The 24,144-nt window shown below is 40.0% G+C and carries 19 protein-coding genes; 12 read left to right on the top strand and 7 right to left on the bottom strand.

The features are described 5' to 3' along the window. Positions 1 to 4 precede the first annotated feature (4 nt). Both AB0756_RS04990 and AB0756_RS04995 read left to right on the top strand, forming a co-directional pair. Positions 5 to 1,729, top strand: coding sequence for an ABC transporter ATP-binding protein (locus AB0756_RS04990; protein ID WP_038084190.1), 1,725 nt, complete (start codon positions 5 to 7; stop codon positions 1,727 to 1,729). Positions 1,730 to 1,740: 11 nt separating this feature from the next. Beyond that, on the top strand, positions 1,741 to 2,598 hold the full coding sequence (locus AB0756_RS04995; protein WP_038084194.1) for an energy-coupling factor transporter transmembrane component T family protein: 858 nt from the start codon (positions 1,741 to 1,743) through the stop codon (positions 2,596 to 2,598). Between the two features lie 243 nt (positions 2,599 to 2,841). Here AB0756_RS04995 and AB0756_RS05000 read toward each other — a convergent pair whose 3' ends face one another. Then, positions 2,842 to 4,914: a S9 family peptidase gene (locus AB0756_RS05000; RefSeq protein WP_038084197.1), complete on the bottom strand. Its 2,073-nt coding sequence runs from the start codon at positions 4,912 to 4,914 to the stop codon at positions 2,842 to 2,844. Continuing rightward, positions 4,907 to 5,539 carry a hypothetical protein gene (locus tag AB0756_RS05005; RefSeq protein ID WP_038084199.1) on the bottom strand — a complete coding sequence of 211 codons (633 nt, stop codon included), beginning with the start codon at positions 5,537 to 5,539 and terminating at the stop codon, positions 4,907 to 4,909. The genes AB0756_RS05000 and AB0756_RS05005 overlap by 8 nt, the downstream gene beginning before the upstream one ends. Positions 5,540 to 6,112: 573 nt before the next feature. On the opposite strand from AB0756_RS05005, the gene hemE reads away from it, so the two are divergent. Next, positions 6,113 to 7,168, top strand: coding sequence for a uroporphyrinogen decarboxylase (gene hemE / locus AB0756_RS05010; protein ID WP_038084201.1), 1,056 nt, complete (start codon positions 6,113 to 6,115; stop codon positions 7,166 to 7,168). Between the two features lie 101 nt (positions 7,169 to 7,269). Further along, a complete protein-coding gene (locus AB0756_RS05015; protein WP_050046287.1) occupies positions 7,270 to 8,214 on the top strand; it encodes an NAD-dependent epimerase/dehydratase family protein in 945 nt (314 codons plus the stop codon). A 22-nt stretch (positions 8,215 to 8,236) separates the two neighbouring features. Here AB0756_RS05015 and AB0756_RS05020 read toward each other — a convergent pair whose 3' ends face one another. The 4 genes from AB0756_RS05020 to AB0756_RS05035 form a co-directional block, all read right to left on the bottom strand. Next, entirely contained in the window at positions 8,237 to 8,533 is a 297-nt protein-coding gene (locus tag AB0756_RS05020) for a DnaJ C-terminal domain-containing protein (protein WP_050046288.1), read from the bottom strand. An 8-nt stretch (positions 8,534 to 8,541) separates the two neighbouring features. Then, complete coding sequence (locus AB0756_RS05025; protein ID WP_038080764.1) at positions 8,542 to 9,753, bottom strand: RNA-guided endonuclease InsQ/TnpB family protein; 1,212 nt, start codon at positions 9,751 to 9,753, stop codon at positions 8,542 to 8,544. 65 nt (positions 9,754 to 9,818) lie between these two features. Continuing rightward, positions 9,819 to 10,289 (bottom strand): hypothetical protein, encoded by a 471-nt coding sequence (locus AB0756_RS05030; RefSeq protein WP_038072196.1) that lies wholly within the window; start codon positions 10,287 to 10,289, stop codon positions 9,819 to 9,821. A 77-nt stretch (positions 10,290 to 10,366) separates the two neighbouring features. Further along, positions 10,367 to 12,865 carry a protein kinase domain-containing protein gene (locus tag AB0756_RS05035; RefSeq protein WP_038072199.1) on the bottom strand — a complete coding sequence of 833 codons (2,499 nt, stop codon included), beginning with the start codon at positions 12,863 to 12,865 and terminating at the stop codon, positions 10,367 to 10,369. Positions 12,866 to 13,680: 815 nt separating this feature from the next. On the opposite strand from AB0756_RS05035, the gene AB0756_RS05040 reads away from it, so the two are divergent. After that, entirely contained in the window at positions 13,681 to 15,261 is a 1,581-nt protein-coding gene (locus tag AB0756_RS05040) for a B12-binding domain-containing radical SAM protein (protein ID WP_038072202.1), read from the top strand. Positions 15,262 to 15,311: 50 nt separating this feature from the next. Here the strand turns inward: AB0756_RS05040 and AB0756_RS05045 are convergent, their stop codons facing one another. After that, the gene (locus AB0756_RS05045; RefSeq protein WP_038072307.1) at positions 15,312 to 17,453 is read right to left on the bottom strand and encodes a sensor histidine kinase; all 2,142 of its coding nucleotides are present in this window, start codon (positions 17,451 to 17,453) and stop codon (positions 15,312 to 15,314) included. A gap of 560 nt (positions 17,454 to 18,013) precedes the next feature. On the opposite strand from AB0756_RS05045, the gene AB0756_RS05050 reads away from it, so the two are divergent. The 7 genes from AB0756_RS05050 (at position 18,014) to AB0756_RS05080 (ending at position 24,041) form a co-directional block, all read left to right on the top strand. Continuing rightward, positions 18,014 to 18,217: a hypothetical protein gene (locus AB0756_RS05050; protein WP_038072205.1), complete on the top strand. Its 204-nt coding sequence runs from the start codon at positions 18,014 to 18,016 to the stop codon at positions 18,215 to 18,217. Between the two features lie 323 nt (positions 18,218 to 18,540). Continuing rightward, positions 18,541 to 19,803 carry a GNAT family N-acetyltransferase gene (locus AB0756_RS05055; protein ID WP_038072208.1) on the top strand — a complete coding sequence of 421 codons (1,263 nt, stop codon included), beginning with the start codon at positions 18,541 to 18,543 and terminating at the stop codon, positions 19,801 to 19,803. A gap of 44 nt (positions 19,804 to 19,847) precedes the next feature. Next, on the top strand, positions 19,848 to 20,348 hold the full coding sequence (ruvX, locus tag AB0756_RS05060; protein WP_082051834.1) for a Holliday junction resolvase RuvX: 501 nt from the start codon (positions 19,848 to 19,850) through the stop codon (positions 20,346 to 20,348). A 124-nt stretch (positions 20,349 to 20,472) separates the two neighbouring features. Continuing rightward, positions 20,473 to 21,042, top strand: coding sequence for a DUF3727 domain-containing protein (locus AB0756_RS05065; protein WP_038072213.1), 570 nt, complete (start codon positions 20,473 to 20,475; stop codon positions 21,040 to 21,042). A 201-nt stretch (positions 21,043 to 21,243) separates the two neighbouring features. Next, entirely contained in the window at positions 21,244 to 21,789 is a 546-nt protein-coding gene (locus AB0756_RS05070; protein ID WP_038072215.1) for a YqeG family HAD IIIA-type phosphatase, read from the top strand. A 185-nt stretch (positions 21,790 to 21,974) separates the two neighbouring features. Beyond that, the gene (gene proB / locus AB0756_RS05075; RefSeq protein WP_038072217.1) at positions 21,975 to 23,084 is read left to right on the top strand and encodes a glutamate 5-kinase; all 1,110 of its coding nucleotides are present in this window, start codon (positions 21,975 to 21,977) and stop codon (positions 23,082 to 23,084) included. Between the two features lie 90 nt (positions 23,085 to 23,174). Continuing rightward, on the top strand, positions 23,175 to 24,041 hold the full coding sequence (locus AB0756_RS05080) for a HEAT repeat domain-containing protein (RefSeq protein ID WP_038072219.1): 867 nt from the start codon (positions 23,175 to 23,177) through the stop codon (positions 24,039 to 24,041). Positions 24,042 to 24,144: the final 103 nt, after the last annotated feature.

Consider the following 24,144-nt stretch of genomic DNA (forward strand, 5'->3'; position numbering starts at 1 on the left):
AAGAATGAAAGCGATCGCCACTTTAGAAAAATTCTCTTATCTTTACCCAAGTTCTCCTAACTCAGTATTAAAAGATATCTCTCTAGAAATCTACTCCGGAGAATTTTTAGGTATTATCGGACCAACAGGTGCGGGGAAAACTACACTATGTCTCGCACTGAATGGAATTGTTCCTCAATTTTATGGGGGACGTTTTTTTGGACATATTACAGTTGCAGGGAAGGATACTCTTGAGTGTCCGATATCTGAGTTAGCGCGTTATGTAGGGATGGTATTTGAAGACCCTGAAATGCAACTCACTTCCACCTCTGTAGAAAATGAAATTGCTTTTGCTCTTGAAAATTTATGCGTTCCTAGAGATGAAATTATCAAGCGGATTCCCCAAGTTTTAGAAGCAGTTCGCTTGGAAGGCTGTGAAACAAAAAATCCTCAGGAATTATCTGGCGGACAAAAACAACGTTTAGCCATTGCTGCAACCTTAGCTTTACAACCTGCTCTACTCATTCTCGATGAACCGACCTCTCAATTAGACCCCATTGGTTCTGAAGAAGTTTTTGCTACTGTTAAAGAACTCAATCAAGAATTAGGCATTTCAATTGTTATGGTTTCCCATGCAGCTGAAGAGATGGCTCAATTCGCCGACCGCTTGGCTTTTTTATCTGATGGTCAGCTCTTAGACGTGGGAACGCCCAATCAAATTTATTCTCGGATCGAACAATTAAGACAGCACAACCTGCGTCCGCCTCAAGTTGCTCAAACTTTTTACTTTATCAACCAACGTCAAATTCCCGTTAGTCAAATTCCCGTGACGCTCTCTGATGGGTTCTCTTTGTTGAGCAAATTATCTACAGCAAATCAAATTGTTCCATCCCCTGAATTTTCTCAAAATGAAAAAAGTACGCAAACGCCCTTATTGTCCGTGCAAAACCTAAGTCACATCTATGAGGATGGTACGCAAGCATTGCGGGATGTTTCTCTCGATATTTATCGGGGAGAATATGTGCTAATTGTTGGGCAAAATGGAGCAGGAAAAAGTACTTTGGTTAAGCATTTCCTCAACCTTTTACAACCATCTCAAGGAAAGGTATACGTTAATAATCAAGAGACAAGTAACCTGTCAGTTAGTAGTTTAGCTCGTTCCATCGGCTATGTCGCGCAAAATCCCGATAACCAAATTTTTAACACAACAGTAGAAAAAGAAGTTTCCTTTGCTTTACGAAATTTGGGGTACTCGCGCAAAATCGTAGAGCAAAGAACTCATAACAGCCTTAAAAATATGAACTTATGGGACGAGCGCCATCTTCATCCCTTGTCTTTACCTAAAGGCGATCGTGCTCGGATTGTAATTGCGGCGATTCTAGCCATGAATCCAGAAATCGTTATTTTCGATGAACCAACTATCGGACAGGATTACCAAGGAGCTTGCTCAATTTTGGATGTAAGCCGTCAATTACATCAGCAGGGAAAAACTGTAATTGTTATTACTCATCATTTATATTTAATGACTGAATACGCCCAACGGGTTGTCGTTATGGGAAAAGGAACCGTTCTTCTCGACGCACCTATACGTCAAGCTTACCATGAGACAGAATTATTACAATCAACTTATTTAACTCCACCGCAAGCAGTTTTGTTATCTCAAAAGCTTTCCGAGCTTACCAATCAAAACTATCCTTTATTGACTCCTCAAGAGTTAGCTAATTGTTTTGTATCTCGTGATTCTGTTTAGGAGATAAAGTGATGGGAATTAGAAATTTTCAGACTGTAAAACGAGATTCAATTTTTACTCGTATAGATTTTCGTACAAAATTGGTGATGATAGGAACAATTACCCTGATTGCTTTTATCTGGGAAAGTCCTATTACCGGAGGTCTTTTAACTTTAAGTGTTGCCCTTGCTTGTCTCATAGCAGGAGTCAAGTTAAATTATTTGGCGACTCTTTTGAAAATTATGATTCCTTTTTATATATTCCTCTTATTGAGTATGGGGTTGTTTAATGTCTCTCAAGTGAAATTATTAACCCACAAGGAAGAATTAACTTCTCTACTGACTATTCCTTCAAATTGGTGGTTTCTTGGTGGAGGAAAAATATCATTAGAAGGAATTTTATATGGAGTGAATGTTATATTTAAAACTTTAACCATGGTTCTAGTCATTCCATTAGGAATTTTCACAACTGATGTCAATCAAATGATTGTCAGTATGGTTAAGGCTAATATACCTTATAAAATTGTCTTTATTTTTTCGTCTACTCTACGATTTTTTCCCGTACTTTTTGAAGAAATCCAATCGATTATTGAAGCTCAACGATTGAGAGGGCTAGCTTTTGAAAAAATGGGTTGGATGCAACGAACTCGAGTCTATGCTACCGTTGCAGTTCCGCTTATTTTAAATGCTATGACTAAATCCCAAACCTTAGAAGTTGTATTACAATCAAAAGCTTTTTCTGGTAGTTCTCAGAGAACTTATCTTCACGAATCTATACTTAGTACGACTGATTATTTCATCATAGGAAGCAGCATTGGTTTATTTTTCCTAGCTTTAATTGTCTATTTTGGGTTTGGCGTTGGTCAGTTTGCTTGGCTGATTTATTCTTAAATAAGGCATTAAAATCTCCAACGAACGCAGCTATATTACCTTGTTTTGTTACTTGATGGTAGAGTCTCATCAACTGCATTCCCAGGCTGAGCCTGGGAACGAGAGAAAACGGGTTCAAATAGAATTCCTACATCAGTGAACTTATAATTCAACACGCTTCAGTTAACAATATCTCATCCTTGAAGATCCCACCCTTTTTAAGGGGGGCTAGACGAGTCTTAGCTAAACCGTATTGACTTATAATTAACAATCTCCCAAACCTAACCTATCTAAAACAAAGGCATATTCAAAAGCGAGTTCCTTCAAGCTTTCATAACGCCCAGATGCACCGCTATGACCCGCACCCATATTAGTTCTCAGCAGGAGAATATTTTTGTCTGTTTTGATTTCTCGCAGTTTTGCCGTCCATTTTGCCGGTTCCCAGTATTTGACACGAGAATCATTTAAACCTGCTAAAATAAGCGTGTCCGGATAATCTTTGGCTTCAACATTGTCATAGGGAGAGTAGGATTTTATGTAGTCGTAATAAGCTTTATCGTTTGGATTCCCCCATTCTTCCCACTCTGTTACGGAAAGGGGTAAGGAAGTATCCAATATGGTTGTAACTACGTCTACAAATGGAACATCAGCAATGACGGCTTTAAACAGATCGGGACGCATATTCATAACTGCTCCCATCAATAAGCCGCCTGCACTTCCACCAGAAATCACAAGGCGATCGCTGGATGTCCATTTTTCACCAATCAAGTACTCAGCACAAGCAATAAAATCAGTAAAGGTGTTCTTTTTCTTCAAAAATTTGCCATCTTCATACCACTTCCTTCCCATTTCACCACCACCGCGAATATGAGCTATGGCAAACACGACTCCACGGTCTAATAATGAGAGTCGATTGGAGGAAAACCCAGAAGAGGAAGGATAACCGTAAGAACCATATCCTGTCAAGAATAGAGCATTTTTTCCATCTTTTTGAATGCCATTTTTGTAAACAATAGATATGGGAACTTGCGTTCCATCAGCAGAGGTAGCAACCAACCATTCGCTTTGGTACCGATCGCGATCGTATCCGCCCAAAACTTCTATCTCTTTTTTCAACTCTCGCTGATTTGTTTCCATGTCATAATCAAACACAGAATGGGGAGTAGTGAAAGAGGTGTAATTAAATCGCAGGATTGTTGTGTTAAATTCAGGGTTACTACTTTCGTAAAAATCGTAGGTTGGTTCTGGAAAGGAAATTTGATAAATATTTCCTGTCGATAAATTTTGTACTCTCCCGATAGGTAGCCCACCTTGCCTTTCATAAATCACCATATAGTTGGCAAATAAGCTAACACCCGAAAGCATGATATCTTCTCGATGAGGAATGACTGTTTGCCAATTTTCCCGTGCTGGTGAGGCGACAAGAGTTTTCATGAGTTTAAAGTTAATTGCCTCTTCATTGGTAACAATGTAAAAGGAATCACTGTGATGGTCGATATCATACAATACTCCTGTCTTTCTTGGCAGAAAAATTTGAAAATTTCCATTGGGCTCGTTGGCATCTAAGTAATGAATTTCTGATGTAATTTGGCTACCCAAACTCATCATAATGTATGCTTCGCTTCTCGTTTTTCCAACTTCCAAAAAGAAAGCATCATCTGGTTCGTGAAAAATGAGAACGTCTTCGTCTGCAGAAGTTCCTAAAGTGTGTCTAAAAAGCTGGAACGGGCGGTTTGCAGGATCTATCTTGGTATAGAATACCGTTTTATTATCATTTGCCCAGGCAAAAGAATAATAGGTTTCGGGGATAGTTTCCGGGTAAAGCTTTTTGGTGGTTAGATCGAGAAAGAAAAGGGTGTATTGCTCGGCTCCACTGGTATCAACTGAGTAAGCTAAAATCTGGTGATTGGGGCTTACTTGCAGGACACCCAAACTAAAGAATTCGTGCTCTAGTGCTAACTCGTTTTGGTCTAATAGCACTTCTTCCGGTGCTTCGAGGCTACCTTGTTTGCGACAGTGTATTGGATATGCCTTACCTTCTTCAGTACGTGAATAATAATAATAGTTATCTTTGCGATAAGGTACTGATAAGTCTGTTTCTTTGATGCGAGCAAGCATTTCCTCGTAAAGCTTTGTTTGCAATGCTTCTGTATGCTGCATCATAGCCTCAGTGTAAGCGTTCTCAGCTTCTAAATAAGCGATCGTGTCTGGGTTATCAATCTCGCGCATCCAAAAGTAATTATCGATACGACGATCGCCATGTAATTCTAAAACATGAGGTTTCTTGGACGCAGTGGGTGGAGTGAGTGTCCTTTGCAAAGCATTGTCTTTAGTCATCTTCGTCAATCTGTTTCCGATGTTTTGTTTTTAGGATACAAAAGCCAATAGCTGGGATAATTCCCAGAATAATAGCTGTAAATCCCTGTCCGCTCAAATACACTACCCGATCTCGGCTCGGTGCTGGAATAAAATCTTGCACAACGGATAGCAATCCCACCACAAAACTAATCAGTAAAAATGAAATTGAAGGTAAAAAATTCCACCACCAAGCACGTGCGGTATATCGGCGCAGCACTATCCATTGGAAAAATCCCAGCCAAATCCCTGAGAAAATGTACGCAGTCGTTGACACAATTCCAAAAATCAAAGCCTCTTGAAAAGTGAGATTTCTGTTTAAGGATGAGGCGATAGATGAGATGTAGTCAATCCAAGCTGTAGAAACGTTGGTGGAAACCAGCCAGCCCAAACTTGTTGCTATCATCCACAGCCAACCAGATATATATTGTCTGACAACAAGTGCTTGATCGACCCCATAGATAAGCGCAAACACACAATAACTGATATACCTCCCCAAAGCGTTCCATCTTGGTTGCTGAAGAATCTCAGGTGACAGTGTTTCTGCAAGGATCTTTTCTATCGCTATACTGGCAATTCCGCCTACAACCCACCCCAAGACAGTCATGAAACAGAACAGGATGAAAAATTTTTGGCGTTGCGATCGCGCTATTAAATACCTTTGTGGAATAACAACACTAGAGGAAGGCGTTTCATTCGAGGGGTGGTTTGAGTTGGTTGACATAAAAAATTTATATTTCTTTACATAATTGCTTTTATCTGTTTGATGTTATGAGAAAAGACTATCTTGGAGATTTGGTATCTAAAGATACTGATTTTCTTTATCCCACGAAGAATTTAGAAATGTTTTATTTTTTAGGTTTTATACCAATTTGTTAAAAAATTAGGTCAATACTACGAATCTTACTAATATCATCTATGGAAAATTCTAATGAGTGTAGGGCGAGCATTGTCTACCCTATGTACTTTATCTTTTATTCCAAAATTTGAAATCCAAACAAAATTACATACAGGCAATTATTAAAAATTGTCAATATTTACTTCTTAAAACTTTGCATTTAGTCAATAATTTTATAAGAAGTTTTGCGAACAGCCCCAAAAGGTATTTCTCTTGGAAAAAGGGCAAAGCGGGAATGATAAGCTAAACAATGACAAAAAAGATTTTAGGATGAATTGTTAAATGGGTGTTTCCTCTAACGATCCATTTCTCCTTAGAGCAGCTCGTGGTGAAGTTTTAGATCGTCCTCCCGTATGGATGATGCGGCAAGCAGGACGGTACATGAAAGCTTATCGAGATTTACGGGAGAAGTACCCTTCTTTTCGCGATCGCTCGGAAATACCGGAAGTAGCGATTGAAATATCCTTGCAACCGTGGAAAGCCTTTCAGCCAGATGGAGTGATTTTGTTCTCCGACATTGTCACACCGCTCCCTGGCATAGGCATTGATATGGATATCGCGGAAGGCAAAGGTCCTATTATTTACTCGCCCATCCGTACATCTGAGCAAATTGCTAACCTTCACCCTCTAGAACCAGAAGAGTCTCTGCCGTTCATTAAACCAATCTTAAAGGCGTTGCGGCAGGAAGTAGGTAATAAGTCAACTGTTTTGGGCTTTGTGGGTGCGCCCTGGACATTGGCAGCTTACGCTGTAGAAGGAAAAGGTTCCAAAACCTACTCCATAATCAAAAATATGGCGTTTTCAGACCCAGTTATCCTGCATCAACTGCTAGGAAAATTGGCAGATTCCATCGCCACCTATGTCCGCTACCAAATTGATTGTGGTGCTCAAGTAGTACAAATGTTTGACTCTTGGGCAGGTCAGTTAAGCCCTCAAGATTACGAAGTCTTTGCTCTCCCCTACCAGCAAAGAGTTTTCGAGCAAGTTAAGGCAACTCATCCAGAGACACCCTTAATTCTGCTAGTTACCGGTAGCGCTGGTTTGCTGGAAAGAATGGCACACTCGGGTGCAGATATTATCAGTGTAGACTGGACAGTAGACATGGCAGACGCACGGGAAAGATTGGGCAGGCAAATGAAAGTGCAAGGCAATCTAGACCCAGGGGTGCTATTCGGTTCTAAGGAGTTTATTCGCGATCGCATTCTCGATACCGTTCGCAAAGCAGGTAACAGAGGGCATATTCTCAACCTCGGTCACGGTGTTTTGCCAGAAACACCAGAGGAAAATGTAGCTTTCTTCTTTGAGACTGCAAAAAATCTCAATGCAGTGACTGTGTGAGGAGGGAGCAGTTATAAATTATGAAGTTAAAATTATGAATTATGAAACTTTTTTACCATTTATACTTCATAATTCATAATTCATAATTTATAATTTTCACTATGAGTCATAAAAAGATTTTTGTGACGGGTGCAAGCGGTTGTATCGGTCACTATATAAGCGAAACTTTAATACAACAAACAAACCACGAGCTGTATCTATTGGTTAGAAATCCAAAAAAGCTGCAAGTTGATACGCAAGCACGACCGGATATCACTGTATTGCAAGGTGATATGCAAGAAATAGGGCAATTTGCTGACTTGTTGAAAACAATAGATGTTGCGGTGCTGACAGCAACTGCTTGGGGTGGAGAAGGAACATATGAAATTAATGTATCTAAAACTTTAGAATTACTGAACTTGTTAGATCCGCAAAAGTGCGAACAAGTTATCTATTTTTCCACAGCGAGTGTTTTGGATAGTCACAATCAACCGTTAAAAGAAGCAGGGGAATTAGGGACAGATTACATCCGGTCTAAATATGATTGCTTGCACAAGATATCACAACTCGCGATCGCATCTAAAGTCACTTCTGTGTTTCCCACTTTAGTATTGGGTGGTGATAGCAAAAAACCTTACTCACACGCAACAAGCGGTATTCCACAAGTGACAAAATATATAGATCTCATCCGTTTTTTGAGCGCCGATGGTAGCTTTCACTTTATTCACGGACAAGACATTGCCACTGTCGTAAAATATTTGATAGATAATCCACCAGAAGAAGAAAAAACGCGTCGGTTTGTGTTAGGTCAAAAGCAAATCACTGCAGACGAAGCTATTCAAGAGGTTTGTAGCTATCTTGGGAAAAAAATTTACTTTCGCATCCCTTTGTCTGTATCGTTAGCTAACTTAATTATAGTGTTGTTCCGCATTCAAATGGCTGCTTGGGATAGATTCTGTATGAACTACCGACATTTTACTTACAAAACTGTTGTTAATCCTGCAAGTTTTGCATTACCAAATTATTGCGAAACAATGGGTGATGTATTAAAAATTAGTGGCGTATAATTGCGTGTGCTACAGCTAAACGTTATTGGATTTTTAGGATGATGAATAAATCGCCTGAGTCACCTTGGCTGTCGGTGTTCCCTGCTCCTTTGATACGCAATCGGGTATTATCACTCACACCAGCCGGAATTTGAACCTTTAAAGAGTCTAATTCATAGTGGTAACCTTGGCCCAAGCAATTCAAACACATTGCCTCGCTATCTCGTTCTTTGCCATGACCCCTACACCATTGACAGCGTTTCTGTCGGGAGAACTCCACTAGCTTGTCGGTAACCCGAACAGCTTCTTGTGGTGTTATCTTTAGCTCAATTTTTGACACTCTCCGCCCTATAAGGGCGAAGATTCTTCAATCACAGACCCAACTTGCTGATACAGGATTTCTCCAGTATGAGTAGAGGTCGAATCTCCTGAAGCGTTCGGATAGTAGATCCAAGTTCCCGTATGCCCTACGGTACTCAAGGCTAATTTCAGAATATTGATAGCGGCATTCGAGTCTCTATCTATTACAAAGCCGCATTCGCAAACATGGGTTCTTGTAGATAGAGATTTTTTGACTATTGCGCCACAACTGAAGCATTCTTGAGAAGTGTAGGCGGGGTTAACCGCAACAGTTATCCTGCCAAACTTCACCCCAAAATACTCCAACCATTTTCTGAATTTATACCAACCAGCATCATTAATAGATTTAGCGAGACAGTGATTTTTCACTAAATTTTTAATCCTCAAATCTTCATAGGATACCAAATCGTGAGATTGGATTACGCAACGCGCCAGTCTCTTGGCGTGTTCTTCACGTTGCCTACTTATTTTGAGGTGTACTCGCCCTAATTTATTAATAGCTTTCTTACGGTTGGCAGAGCCTTTCTTTTTACGAGAAACGCGCTTTTGTCTAAATTTTAGACGTTTCTCTCCTGTGCGATAAAACCTTGGGTTAGGTTCACTATGTCCATTGCTGTCGGTATAGAATTCTTTAAGTCCTACATCCAAACCAATGGTTTTCCCTGTGGGTTGTGTTTCTAATTTGTTGTCTACACTAATCAGAAATTGAACATAATACCCATCAGCACGACGAACTAATCTAACTCGTTTTACCTGTTCTAATTGGTAGAAGTTTAAATCCCATGTTCCTTTCAGCTTGAGCGTACCAATACCTTTTTTGTCGGTGAAGGTTATTTGTTTCCTAGTCTCGGAAAGTGACCACCCAGAGGTTTTATACTCCACTGAGCGAGAATTTTTCTTGAACTTTGGATATCCCTTTTTACCCGGAACAGACTTTTTGCAGTTGTCGTAAAAACGAGCAATAGAACTATAAGCCCGTTCAATAGAAGCTTGGCAAGCACTAGAATTCAAAGCTTTTACAAACGGGAATTCGCTTCTCAATGACTTACTAAGGCGATACATTTGTTTTTGTCCCACGCCTCGATTATCCATCCAAAAACGGATACTCTTATTGCGAACAAATTGAGCCGTCCTAATCGCCTCATCAATGGCAGTATATTGAGTCGTTTTCCCTTTGGCTTTGAATTCTAAAACAATCATTTTCCGTGGAAAACTTCTGCGCAAAATATTATAACACATATAAGTCGCCCTAGAAGGGCGAGGCTTTAGACCCATTCTCTTGGTAAATCAAGACTGGGGGAAGTAGATTGAGATTGAAAATATTTTGATTGAAAGATTCGACGTAATGAAGGAATTACGAATTCAAAGATTTGCCAATAAAGTAAGTTACGAATGAGGTAGAGCCCAAAACCCAATCCAAAACAACTGACTGCAAACAAGACAAACAATATAAATTGTACAAACAACACTACAGGTTCTTGAGAACCGCTCTCAGTCATGGGACTCGTGAGATAATTCAAAACGAGATAAACAGACATTTCGACGAAGCCGAGCTTCAAAAAATCGAGACTGTTACCCCAAATCTGAGCACGAGTTAGGTTTTGTTGGTTTAGCAGAGGTTTGCGTAACGTAGCAACCTCCCGAATCCAAGAAGTCTGTGGTAAGTATCGATGCCGCAACCAAGAAAATCCTAAATACAAGAGTGTAATTACAATCAACCAGTAAAGTTGATTCATTCTGTTACATCCTACAAAATTGCTAGATAGCTTGTAATAAAGGATACCCAGTTTATACGGCTAAAAGAACAATTAACCTAAAATACCATTTCATTCACTTGTGTTTCTTCGTATTGTTGTCTGAGGGGAATTTCTATGATAAATTCTGCACCTTGACCGGGTGATGAAATACAACTCAACTGTCCTTTGTGCTTTTCTTCAATAATCTGACGGCTGATTGATAACCCAATACCTGTTCCTTTACCTATTGGTTTTGTGGTGAAGAACGGGCTAAACAGCTTGCATCTCACCTCTTCTGGCATCCCAGAACCATTATCTGCAATCCGAATTGTCACGCGATCGCTATCTGATATTTCTGTGCGAATATGAATCAGTCCCGTGTTATGTATCATTTGTTCATCGTCTCGTAGACATGACGAATGACGAATGACAAATGAGTCTTCAACAGCATCAATCGCATTAGCCAGAAGATTCATAAACACTTGGTTGAGCAACCCGGCATAACACTGTACCATTGGTAAATCACTGTAATCTCTAATCACTTCAATGGCAGGTCTGTGAGGTTGGGCTTTCAAACGGTGTTGTAGAATCATCAAATTTGTATCGATTCCTTCATGAATATCTTGCAGCGTCAGTTCGGTTGAATCCTGTCTGGAAAAATTTCGCAAATTGCGGATAATTTCTTTAATCCGGTCTGCTCCTACTTTTAATGATTTCAGCATTTTTGGCAAATCTTCTTGAAGAAAAGCCAAGTCCATTGCTTCTATCTCGTCTTTAATTTCATCAACTGGTTTGGGATAGTAGAACTGGTACAAGTTGATAAGATGGAGCAAGTCTTTAGTATAGTTACTTGCATGAGAGAGATTGGCAGTTATAAAGGTGACTGGATTATTAATTTCGTGAGCAATACCTGCTACCATTTGTCCCAAACTACACAACTTTTCATTTTGTATAAGTTGTAGCTGTGTATTTTGTAGTTGCTGTAATGTTGCTTCTAGCTGTCTTGCCTTTTCTCTTTCTCTCGCTTCAGATTCCTGTAGAGCCTGATTTTTTTCCTCTAGTTCTTGGGAATGGCTCTGCAAATTGCTGTAAAGATTGGCATTTTCAATTGAGATAGAAACTTGCGTACACAGCAGTGATAGAACTTTAAGGCGATCGCGTGTAAAAGCACCCTGAGTTATGGTATTTTCTAGATATAACAATCCTGTTAAATGATTTTTATAGATAATTGGCAAACAAAGAATTGACTGGGTTTGATGCTTGATAATATAGGGATCGTTCTTACATAAATGTTCTTGATTTGCATTATCAAATACTAAAATTTCTTGATTTTGAGCAACATATTTAATAATAGATATAGGTAGATCGAGGTTCTCTTGTATAGGTATAAAAGGAACTAAAACGGATTTCTCGGATTCTAGAGAACCTTCAGCTGCTAAAACTAATTTCCCCGATCTTTGTAAAACTAGTAACCCTCTTTGTGCTCCTACATTTTCAATAAGAATATGCATTAACTTATCTAGCAACTTATCCAGATAAATTTCTTCTGAGATAGCGCAAGAAAATTTCATGACTGTTGAAAAATCGAAAGCATCTATGACTTCCGTAGCTGTTAATTTTGTTGTTTTCGTAACTGGAAGGCGAGCGGAAGTAGGGTTTAACTCTAATTCGTCGTTATAGAGTTTTTGATGGGTGTATTGTTCGCTCAATAAGTCTTGTTTCCCTATAGTGAAATGGGAAACTTTACCTGTAGTTGTCAGTTGATTTAAACAAAATTCTAAGTCGTGTTTTAACCCCAAAGCGCTTTGGTATCTATCCTCTGGGTTTTTTGCTAGTAATTTTACAATAATCTCAGAAACCATTTCTGGGATTTCTGAGTTTAGCTCATGGGGTGGAACTGGTTTTTTCGCAATGTGACAGTGAATGAGTTCCATTGGGTCTGTTGCTGCAAATGGTAACTGACCGCTCAGCATTTCATAGAAGGTGACACCTAATGAGTAATAGTCAGACCTAAAATCAATCTGACGATTCATTCTACCTGTCTGTTCTGGGGACATATAGGCAAGAGTCCCTTCAAGGCTGTTTGTACTGCTGATATTTGTATTTTCTGGAGACCAACGTGTTGCGATCGCAAAATCTATAATCTTTGCTTGCTTAGTTTCTACATTTAGAAGAATATTTGAACTTTTTATGTCTCTATGAATAATTTGATTGGCATGCAACTCTGATAAAGTTTGTGCTAATTGAATTGCTATTTCTAAGAATTCTTTTAATTCAAGCTTTTGCTGTTCAATGAGTCGGTCTATCGATTGCCCTTCATAATATTCCAGTACTAGAGCTAGCTCATTATTATAGCTTTCTAAATTATACGGCTTAATAATTCCTTCTATATTTAAATCTTTAGTTATTTGATATTCATGTTTCAATAGATTAACTTCTTCTAAGGAGGGCTGTTGATAGTTATAAGTTTTAATAATAACTGGTTTCTTGTTATGTATAATATATCCTTTATAAATAACAGTATTACTACTGATGTGAATTTTCTCTAGAATTTCGTAATCACTCAACTTGAGCATATTACTACACCTTTCCTTCATACTCAAGATGATATATTTTTTACCTCTAAAAATCTTTTGGCAGTGATCCCAATCACAAGTTAAAAAGTATTAAAAATTTAAGTAAAACTAGTATGTAAGGTTACGGGTTACTTTGAAATTAAAGGCTGGTAACTAGCGACGGAGAGGTCGATCTCGAGTGCCAATCCTATTTTCATATCAGTTTTTAGAAGATTTTTTAAAAGTTTTGGACCAATATAATTCGCTACTATACAAACAAATCCCCTTTGGATATCTCCTTAGAGAATTATCTGGAGGAGGTTTTCCCGGTCGTAATACCTGCCGTGCCATTTCCAGTTATCAATACTAGTACGTGAAGGCAGAAGTACGCTCGTCTGAGGATAGAAGGCGCAAACGCTTATTACTGAATCTTTTTTCTCAATCCCAATGGTATAGTTATTTCAGTCATGTTATACTAGTATAAATTACAACTTTATAAAGTATTTCGAGATCCTCTGAGAAAAGATCTCTCGAGTCTCAGATTTTATTTAGACACTTACAGAAAGAATGTAGAAAAACACTGTTAAAGTCCCCTTTATTCACGGTAGTTTAGGGGTGTTTCAGAAATTTTGACACATTGCTAACAGCTTTTCAGATTTTGATGCCATCCTATAAAATTCCCGTTAAATTACACAACACTTGGTGAAAAAATTGACTAAATATATTTTAAGCTAGGAGATCTCAGAAACTTTATAAAAGTTAACTGCGTCTGGAAGACTCTCAAGCATCAAATACTAATTTCCTTGTACGCTGATTTTGGTGAGGTATGACGGTTCATGCGAATTTTACTGGTTTATCCTGTTTTTCCCAAAACATTTTGGTCATATGAAAAAATTTTAGAGTTAGTTAATCGTAAGGTTTTGCTACCACCTTTGGGTTTAGTGACAGTAGCGGCAATATTACCCCAAGAATGGGAATTCAAGTTAGTTGACCGTAATATTCGCCCAGTTACAGAGGAAGAATGGGCATGGGCAGATGTGTGTATTTTTAGCGCTATGATTGTTCAAAAACAAGATTTACTCGAACAAATTCGAGAAGCAAAGCGGCGCGGTAAATTAGTTGCTGTGGGAGGTCCTTACCCAACTTCAGTTCCTCATGAAGTTCAGGGAGTGGGTGCTGATTTTCTTATTCTAGATGAAGGAGAAGTTACCCTACCGATGTTTGTCGGGGCAATCAAACGAGGTGACACTTCTGGTATTTTTCGCGCTACAGAAAAACCAGACGTGACAACAACCCCCATACCCCGGTTTGATTTGCTAGAGTTCGACGCCTACGACATGATGTCAGTCCAATTCTCAAGGGGCTGTCCTTTTCAATGTGAATTTTGCGACATTATTGTTCTCTACGGGCGCAAGCCACGTACCAAAACTCCAGCACAGCTATTGTCAGAGTTGGATTACCTCTACAAGTTAGGTTGGCGGCGCGGTATTTTTATGGTGGATGACAACTTTATCGGTAACAAGCGCAACGTGAAGCTGTTGCTGAAAGAGTTAAAGCTTTGGATGGCAAAGCACAACTATCCATTCCGGTTTGATACCGAAGCTTCTATCGACCTAGCACAAGATCCAGAATTAATGGAGTTGATGGTTGAGTGCGGTTTTGCTGCTGTATTTTTGGGCATTGAAACACCAGATGAGGACAGTTTGCAACTCACGAAAAAGTTTCAAAATACCCGCAATTCCTTAACTGAAGCGGTTCACACCATCATCAAAGCAGGTTTGCGCCCAATGGCTGGCTTTATCATTGGGTTCGATGGAGAAAAAGCAGGTGCAGGGAATCGTATTGTCCGCTTTGCCGAACAAGCAGCAATTCCCTCTACAACTTTTGCCATGCTACAAGCACTTCCAAATACAGCCCTTTGGCATCGCCTGAGTCGGGAAGGAAGATTGCGAGATAACAAAGATGGCAATATTAACCAGACGACTTTAATGAACTTTATTCCCACTCGTCCTTTAGAAGATATTGCTAGAGAATATATAGATGCTTTCTGTACTTTGTACGAGCCCATGCAGTACTTAGATCGCACTTATCGTTGTTTTCTCATGATGGGCAAGCCAACATGGACTTCTCCTTTTAAAATGCCAGAGTGGGTGGTTGTGAAAGCGCTATTGCTTGTTATCTGGAGACAGGGAATCAAACGTGAAACCAGATGGAAATTCTGGCATCACTTGTTTAGCATCATCAAGCGGAATCCCAGAGTAGCAGAACATTATCTTGCCACCTGCGCTCACAACGAGCATTTCTTGGAATACCGTCAAATTGTACGCGAGCAAATAGAATCTCAGCTTGCTGAGTATTTAGCACAAGGTGCTGAGAAACCTTATGAGACCGTGAATGAGTTAGTGGCTAATTGCTAATGGCTAATAGCTAATGGCTAATTGCTAATGGAACCGTTAGCAATTAGCCATTAGCTATTCCTAGTTTGTACCAGCGGCAAAGTAATAATAAACGTTGTTCCTTTACCCAAGGCAGAATCAACTTCTATTTTACCTTTGTGCTTCTGAATAATTTGATAGGAAATCCACAATCCCAATCCACTCCCTTTACCAACTTCTTTCGTTGTAAAAAAAGGATCGAAAATTTTATTTTGTAATTTTGGTTCTATTCCAGAACCATTATCTTTGATTTTGATACAAATTCCTTCAACAACGTCATTTATAGTCACGTTTTCAGTACAAATTTCAATTTGACGGTTTCTCCTTTGTCCTTTCTCTACAAGTAGCGAATCATTAATAACGAATAACTCTTTTAAGGCATCTATAGCATTGTTTAAAATATTTATAAAAACTTGATTGAGTTGTGCAGGATAACATTCAATCGATGGTAAATCACCATATTTTTTAATAACTTTAATTTCATCTCTAAATTGGTGATTGACTAACAATAAAGTGCTTTCAATTCCTTCATGAATATCCACAAATTTCATTTCTGATTCATCTAAACGTGAGAAATTTCTTAATGATAAAATAATATCGCGAATGCGTTGAGCACCTATTTTCATCGAAGACATCAGTTTGGTTAAGTCCTCGGTGATAAAATTAAAATCAATTTCTTCTAAAAGATTTTGAATTGCTGGAGTTGGCTGGGGATACTCTTGTTGATACAGCAATAGTAATCTGAGTAATTCTTCTGTATAATCTTTAGTGTAGGCTATATTACCATAAATAAAGTTGATGGGATTGTTGATTTCATGGGCAACACCCGCTACCATATTGCCAAGGGAAGACATTTTTTCTTTTTGAATTAATTGTGCTTGAGTTTGCTGCAATTCGTTTAATGCTTCAGTCAGTTGATCGTAAGCTAAATTTAATTCCTGATTTTTCTGTAAAAGTTGTTGAGTCCGTTCCTGCACCCGTTTTTCTAAGGTTAATCTTGCTTGTTCTAATTGTTGAGTGTATTCAGCTACTTTACGAATCAGGCTGTTGAGAGAAACCGCTAGTATTCCTACTTCGTCTTGACTGGTGACGGGGGCTTGTAGCTCAAAGTTGGATTCTTTTGTGACTTTTTGTGCAACTTGAGTAACAACTACTAAGGGATCGGCAATTCTTCGCGCAATGCTTTTACCTACAAAAATGGTTATTAACGCACCCAGTATAAAAAAACTCCACAGCCTCAACCATAAAAACTGGAGAGTCTTGTTTAAGGGAGAAAGGGATTTTAAGACTGTAACTGTTAAAGACGCATTACTCAAGTCCGCGATCGCAACACTTTTTGCTAAGTAATCTTCTCCCGCAATTATAAAACGTTGAGGTGCATCGGTAACTCCGGGAGGCTGCCACTGAGTTTTACAAACAGCTGGTATTGTGGAGGCGTAAACACACAGGAGATTTGCTTTACCGGATAATGATGATTGACGCACATTAAAAGCAACTACGTGTTCTCCTTTAATGGGATCTGTGTGTTGAAATAATTCTGGCTTGATAACAGTACCCAGTTCGATAGCACCAATAATTTCTTCTCCGTCTCGAATAGGTGATAACCCAACTAATACCGATTTTATCTGACCTTGTTGCTGAGAAACATGAACGACATCAGAAGGATATAAGCCACTCAGTGCGAGGGAAATACTTTTTCGATCTTCTAAAAATGACTCATCTAATGCTGGCTGTTTCAAATTTAATAGAGTTACACCATTTTGATTAACGACTTTCAGTAAATCTAATTTTAAAGTTGTTTTTTGTGACACTAATATCTTTAGAAGTGCTTGTGTATCGGATTGCTTAATTGCGGTACGAACATCTTCTCGTTCAGCTATCAGCCGTGTCCAAGAATGTAAAAATTGTTTTTCTTTGTGTATGGCTTGCAAAACTGCTAAAGTCGTAGTCTCAAGATGGCTCGTTATCTGCTGCTCCAAACTACTGCTGAACCAGTAAGCAAAGTTAATAACCGCAAGCACCATAATACTGAAAAATACCAGAAGAAATGGCATAACTATTCTCTGGCTTAAAGCTAGTTTTGAATAGCTAGCTTGCAACTTTACACCTCGGATCGCAATTCCTGATTTAACTTGTTGGCTGATGGTTTCTTTAGAGAAGTTGTGTATTGACATTTTTTTTAAAGATAAATCAGCAACACTTGTGACATATTCTTTGGTTGACGGCACAAACCTTGCTTGTGGCAGTTTTTACTTCCTTTCCCATCTAAAAATTACCGATTTTTGCAGGTGGGCATTGCCCGACCACACTATGTAGCTGGCAATATTCACCCTACGGCTATGGCTGATATAGCCATTGGGAAGGGAGTCAGTGGCTTTCCCCTTAATGTCTGCTGCTTGTCTATGTTATAACTTAAGTGTAGTTAATAATACTGAAAAATACTTTATACACCCTGTTTGTCTGCGTTTTTTGAAGCAGCGATTTTAAAGACAGAAAGCAAAAGCCAAGTCTTTTCGGAGCTTACTCACCGATTTCGGCATGATTTCTTTGAAATCAGGAACATTTTGGAAGTGTCCCCTCAATCCTCTTTCCTCTAAATTTTACATTTCTTTACAATTGGTCTGTCATTCATTAAAGTTCATTGCGAAGTACGAAGTTAAGGCAAAACAACATGATAAGTATTGGTAATGTAAACACTTTAATTACATAACGATGTAAGGAGAACAGAGTGGCAATGGAATCAACTTTTCTTGAGGGCGCGAACGCAGTACATACACGTGAAGATTTTAGTGAATACGTTGCCCACCTACAGCTTCACATGACTCTGCAAGCTCGCAACCTGGTTCCATCTCTGAAGCAGACTGTGGAAGATAGCCGAGAGCAACTCCTCCATCAAACTCAAGCTCATTTTGAAAAGCTGGTTTCTCGGCAAAGCTAGTACAAAGAAGAAGGATTGAGGATGAAAGCAACAGCGACCTCGATATACACGTTAATGTAGAGACACGCTGCTTGACCCGTTCTTAGCAGAAAATGGCTGGGGCAAGATGAATACATCGGCAGTCGAGTTTCTTACACCGTGGTTAAATAAGGTAAAATAAAATAAGATAGAGGCAGATTTTGTAAGAGTGATTCAGTCATTCTCAACAAGGTCTGCTTTTTAAGTATTTTTGTTGTAAAATCACACTTTTGGTTCACTAGAAACAAGTGGAAAGCCGCTAAGATTATTGCAGCAGTTCCTTTTCTTCAGTGACTAAAAGCTGAATGGCGGCTCGAATGAAAATGACTTCATTGCTTCCTCGAAATCTCAGCGTTATTATCCGTCCCGTCCAGCATCGGGATCTGGATGGTATAGACCGCCTAACTCAAGAGTCATTCGCAGCCCAAACTCCGAAAGGATCTGGTGATGCTATGCGGCAAATGCAATCGCTGCGCCGTTGGTATGGGTTATTGAAGTTTTTGAGTTGGTTTCCCAATCCCCTACAGTACGGTCTTTGTGCTTATGTCGCAGAACAGGGACGCACGCTGTTGGGCATGATCCAAGTATCTCCGTTTAACCGTACACACAGCACGTGGCGGGTAGAACGCGTGGTTTTGGAGCGTGCGACTGATAAGCAAGGGATAGGTTCACAACTTCTGCGCCATTGCTTTGAGTCAATCTTAGAGGCTCGCACTTGGATATTAGAAGTTAACGTCAACGATAAGGACGCTTTGGCGCTTTATCGGCGAAACGGATTTCAACGTCTAGCAGAAATGACTTACTGGGAAATTGAACCAGAGTTGCTTCAAGAACTAGCACAAGCAGAACCAGACTTACCTAATCTCTTACCTGTCAGTAATGCCGATGCACAACTGCTGTATCAATTAGATACGGCATCCATGCCACCCATTGTCCGACAGGTCTTCGATCGCAATGCCGATGATTTTAAAACAAGTTTGTCGGGTGCTTTGACAGAAGCAGTGAAGCAATGGCTGACTAAAACAGAAGTGGTGAGTGGCTACGTATTTGAACCCCAGCGCAAAGCAGCTATAGGTTACTTTCAAGTACGGCTCGATCGCAAAGGTCAGCAGCCCCACGTAGGAACTCTAACCGTAAACCCAGCTTATACCTGGTTGTACCCAGAACTGCTGTCTCAACTAGCGCGAATAGCTCAGGATTTTCCCCCTCAATCTTTACAGTTGACCTCAGCAGACTACCATCCAGAAAGGGAAGAATATCTCGAACGAATTGGGGCGACGCGCACAGAGCACACTCTAATGATGTCTCGTTCGGTATGGCACAAGCAACGGGAATCTAAGTTTGTGTCCTTGGAGGGAATTCAATTACCGGAAATGCTGCAAGGTTTGCAACCAGCACACAAACCAATACCGGGTGGTATGTCTTGGACGCCACCAAAGCAAAAAAGGCAACCAGCACCAGAGAGAGTACAACCCAATCCCCCTCAAGACAATGTCGCTTTTTCATGCAACAACAGCATGGAAACTTCTTGTCAGCCAGAAACCACAGATTCTTCACAGCAGGAGTAGAGGAGTGAGGCGTGGAAGAAATTGGGGATAAAGAGATACGGGGAGTGGGGGATTTGGGGACACAGGGAAATAACCTCAAGTCTTCCACTCCCCAAAAGTACGTATCCGCACTAGGATTAGACGTGGGTAGCAAGCGAATTGGTGTAGCAGGATGCGATCGCACGGGATTAATTGCCACTGGTTTAGTCACAGTTGAGCGGACTTCCTTTGAGAAAGACGTGGAAAAGCTCCGCCAAATTACAAGCGATCGCGAAGTACAAGTTTTGGTTGTAGGATTGCCCTATTCAATGGATGGATCTTTGGGCTTTCAGGCACGTCAAATACAAAAATTTGCAAAAAGACTTGCCAAAGCGCTCAACCTTCCTGTGGAATATATAGATGAAAGGCTGACATCCTTTCAAGCAGAGCAAATGCTGCTCTCAGAAAATCGCTCGCCTTCCCGTCATAAAGGCTTGATTGACCGTAAAGCAGCAGCTCTTATCTTGCAACAATGGCTTGATGCAAGGCGATCCATGTCCAAAGATAAGGAGGCTGCTGTTGATTGATACAATTATTTAAGGTAATCTTTACAAGACTGATGATTTATTCCAATAACTATTTGATTGATAATATCAGTTAAAAGAATAAAGATAAGAAAGTCCGTTTTCAATATAAATCACCTATTAGGCTATGTTTTCCTCGCCATTTTCTGAAGAAGATAATGTTCATGCCGGTTCCATCACTCTCACCGACGAAAAAGGAAGAACCCTTGATTGTTATATCGAGCACTCCTTAGAAGTAGATGGGCAAGAATATGTCTTGCTTCTTCCTGTTGACTCACCAGTAGAAATTTTTTCTTGGGAAGGCGACGATGAGGAAGAGGAAGCTATTCTGGTTGAAGATGAAGCTAGAATTGACGAAATTTTTGCAACAGCTCAGGTTGTTCTTGCAGAACAAAACCTGGCATTAAAAAATACTGCGTATGCTTTAACTGTTTCTGGTGAATTGCCTCCTGTTGAGGAGTCAGAACTCTTCACTTTGGAAATTGAAGATGAAGGAACCGATCTAGAACCAGAGCAGTTGCAACTTCTTGCTAATTTCTATCATGAAGAGCAAGAATATGCTATTTACACACCCCTAGACCCCTTGCTGTTTTTTGCACGCATAGCAAAAAATGGTAACCCCGAGTTATTGTCTCCAGAAGAGTTCCGCAAAGTTCAGCCTTTGTTAGAAGAACACTTGTTTAATGAAGTTGAATGAAATTTATAAATCCCAAATTAGAAGTTAAAAGAAATTTTAATTTTTAATAAGGGTTTTAGACTATCATGGTCTATAGAAAACCTTTGATAGTTAAAGATAGGCAGCGGTTACCTGTTTTGACTCAGCTGCCTTTAAAGCTGTGGCTTTGCACTTTACAAGGGAGAAGATGGTAGAGAGGGTAGTCGCTGACTTGGGAACATTATGCGCTGGAACGATTTCTTGCAGCCCGATTTGATTGTAGAGGGGTCGGTGTTAAACCTCACACCAGATATAGTTAGGAAATACAACCTTAAAGGTTTGGTGTTAGACGTAGATGAAACGTTAGTACCGATAAGAGTGGCGTCAGCTTCTCCTGAATTGCAGCAGTGGGTAGAAGAGATCCGCACTTGTGCAAAATTATGGTTGGTAAGCAATAACATCAGTGATGCTCGTATAGGTGGAATCGCTCGCTCTCTCGATTTACCTTACTTTACGGGTGCTGCTAAACCTTCGCGTCGCAAGATTAGAGAAGCGCTCAAAGCAATGGATTTGCCCGAGAACCAGGTAGCAATGGTTGGCGATCGCTTGTTTACTGATGTGTTAGCTGGTAATCGCTTGGGAATGTTTACTATATTGGTTGAGCCTATTATACACCCTGATGCAGCCCTGCGCTCTCATCCGATACGGAACTTTGAAGTTTGGGTATCAGAAATATTAGGAGCCTCAATTACTCCTAAAAAAAGAAGATTTAAAAATCGTGACAAATAGACAGGAAACTAAATCTAAAGAAATAGTTAACAACTTTTGGTTTTCGCTAAAATTCGGAGAATATAGGTATATATAACAGTGAGGTCAGCACAATAAAGACCTCAAATATAATAAGTACAGATAAAATATAGAGCGTCAGCCTTCATATATTAGGGGGACTGGCGCTTTATCAATTGGTTAGGCAAATGACTCAAACAATTGTTGTTAAAATAGGCACCTCTAGCCTGACACAACCAGAAACCGGACAATTGGCACTTTCTACAATAGCCACCTTAGCAGAAACCCTCTCAGACCTGCGAAGGCAAAACTATCGTGCGATCTTAGTATCTTCTGGTGCTGTAGGCGTCGGTTGTGCTCGGTTGGGTCTAACTGAACGCCCCAAAGCAATTGCTCTAAAACAAGCGGTAGCAGCTGTAGGACAAGGTAGGTTAATGCGAGTGTACGACGATTTGTTTACAACCTTGCAGCAACCAATTGCTCAGGTTTTGCTGACCCGTAGTGACTTGGTGCAGCGCAGTCGATATCTCAACGTATACAATACATTTAGGGAATTACTAGAATTGGGTGTCATTCCAGTGGTGAATGAGAATGACACGGTGGCAGTGGAAGAGCTAAAATTTGGTGATAATGATACGCTTTCCGCTTTAGTTGCTAGTCTAGTAGAAGCTAACTGGCTGTTTTTACTGACTGATGTAGATAGACTTTATTCAGCAGATCCCCGTTCTGTACCTGATGCACAGCCTATATCTTTAGTAAGTAATATAAATGAATTAGCAAAATTACAAGTCCAAACAGGTGGTCAAGGTTCTCAATGGGGAACAGGTGGTATGGTGACTAAAATATCAGCAGCAAGAATTGCAACAGCAGCTGGTGTTCGTACAGTGATTACTCAAGGACGACAACCCCGGAATATAGAAAAGATTTTACAAGGTGAATCTTTTGGAACTCACTTTGAAGCACACCCCGAACCAACTTCTGCTCGCAAACGCTGGATAGCTTATGGTTTGGTTCCTCTAGGAAAATTGTACCTAGATGAAGGGGCAGCGATCGCAATTTCTACTTCAGGAAAGTCATTATTAGCCGCAGGGATTTTGGCAGTAGAAGGAGAGTTTGACACTCAAGAAGCAGTCCTGTTATGCGATAAAAACGGTCATGAAATTGCTAGAGGGCTTGTTAACTATACCAGTGGGGAACTGCAAAAGATTTGCGGGCGTCGTTCCAGTGAAATTCCTACTATTTTAGGTTATGTCGGAGCGGAAACTGTCGTACATAGAGATAATTTGGTTTTGACATAGCCACGATCCAAGATAACTCTTTGTTTGGATACCGGGCTTCATGAAGAAGTCTAGTATCTTGCAGCCCCCAATAACAACCTACTGAAATATATGCTTTTTCTACGAATGTTGACTCAATTGACAATTAAAGGCTGTGCGATCGCAGTAGTTTGTTTGGCAGTATCTTTATTAGAGATAAATACCATTTGGGCGCAGTCACAAAATGATATACAAATTAAGTCTTATATCGAACAATTAAAGAATCCCCAACAACGTTCTGCGGCTATAGAGAATTTAGTCACTGCTGGCAAATCTGCTATTCCCGCTTTAATAACAGCGTTACAGGACAGCAACCCTCAAGTGCGTGCTAGTGCAGCTGCGATCTTAGGTCAAATGGGGCCAAATGCAAGTGAAGCTGCGCCTGCTATACTGCGAGTTATAGACGATGGAGATCCAGTTGTTCGTTCTTCTGCAGTCCTAGCCATACAAAAAATTGGCAAGCAAGCCTATGTTCCTCATTTAATAGCAGGTTTAAATAGCACAAAGTCATGGGAACGCTACAATGCATCTCATGGTTTACGTGCTATGGGGAAAGATGCTGCACCAGCCGTACCTGTCTTAATGAGAAAGTTACAGGATGAAGGGGATCCTTGGATGCGGGTCAGTGCTGCTTCTACTTTGGGTAGCATTGGTACAGCCTCTACACCTGCAATACCGATCTTAGTAATGCGCTTGCAAGATACAGATATCACAGCCCGTCATAGTGCGGCTTATGCTTTGGGTACTATCAGTTCCAAATGGCAACAAAATATCAAGCAGTTACCAACACAAGAGCTAGACAAAATTATCTCGAACTTGGAAAAAGCTTTGAAAGTGGTACAAGATCCCGCGCTACAATTTCGCCCAGAAGCAGTGACTTCTGTAAGTGAACCTCTCGCTGCTTTAAGAAAGGAAAGATTGAACAGGGAAAAAAGATAAAATGGGGGAGGTTTAGATTAACAGATGCCCGTAATCCAGAAAATCTCTCAGAATGAATTATGCTTGGCTCGTGTGGATTCGCACAGACAAATTGTCCTAAAGC

This window comes from Tolypothrix campylonemoides VB511288_2, from assembly GCF_045999855.1.
GTDB classification, from domain to species: Bacteria; Cyanobacteriota; Cyanobacteriia; order Cyanobacteriales; family Nostocaceae; genus Scytonema; species Scytonema bouteillei_A.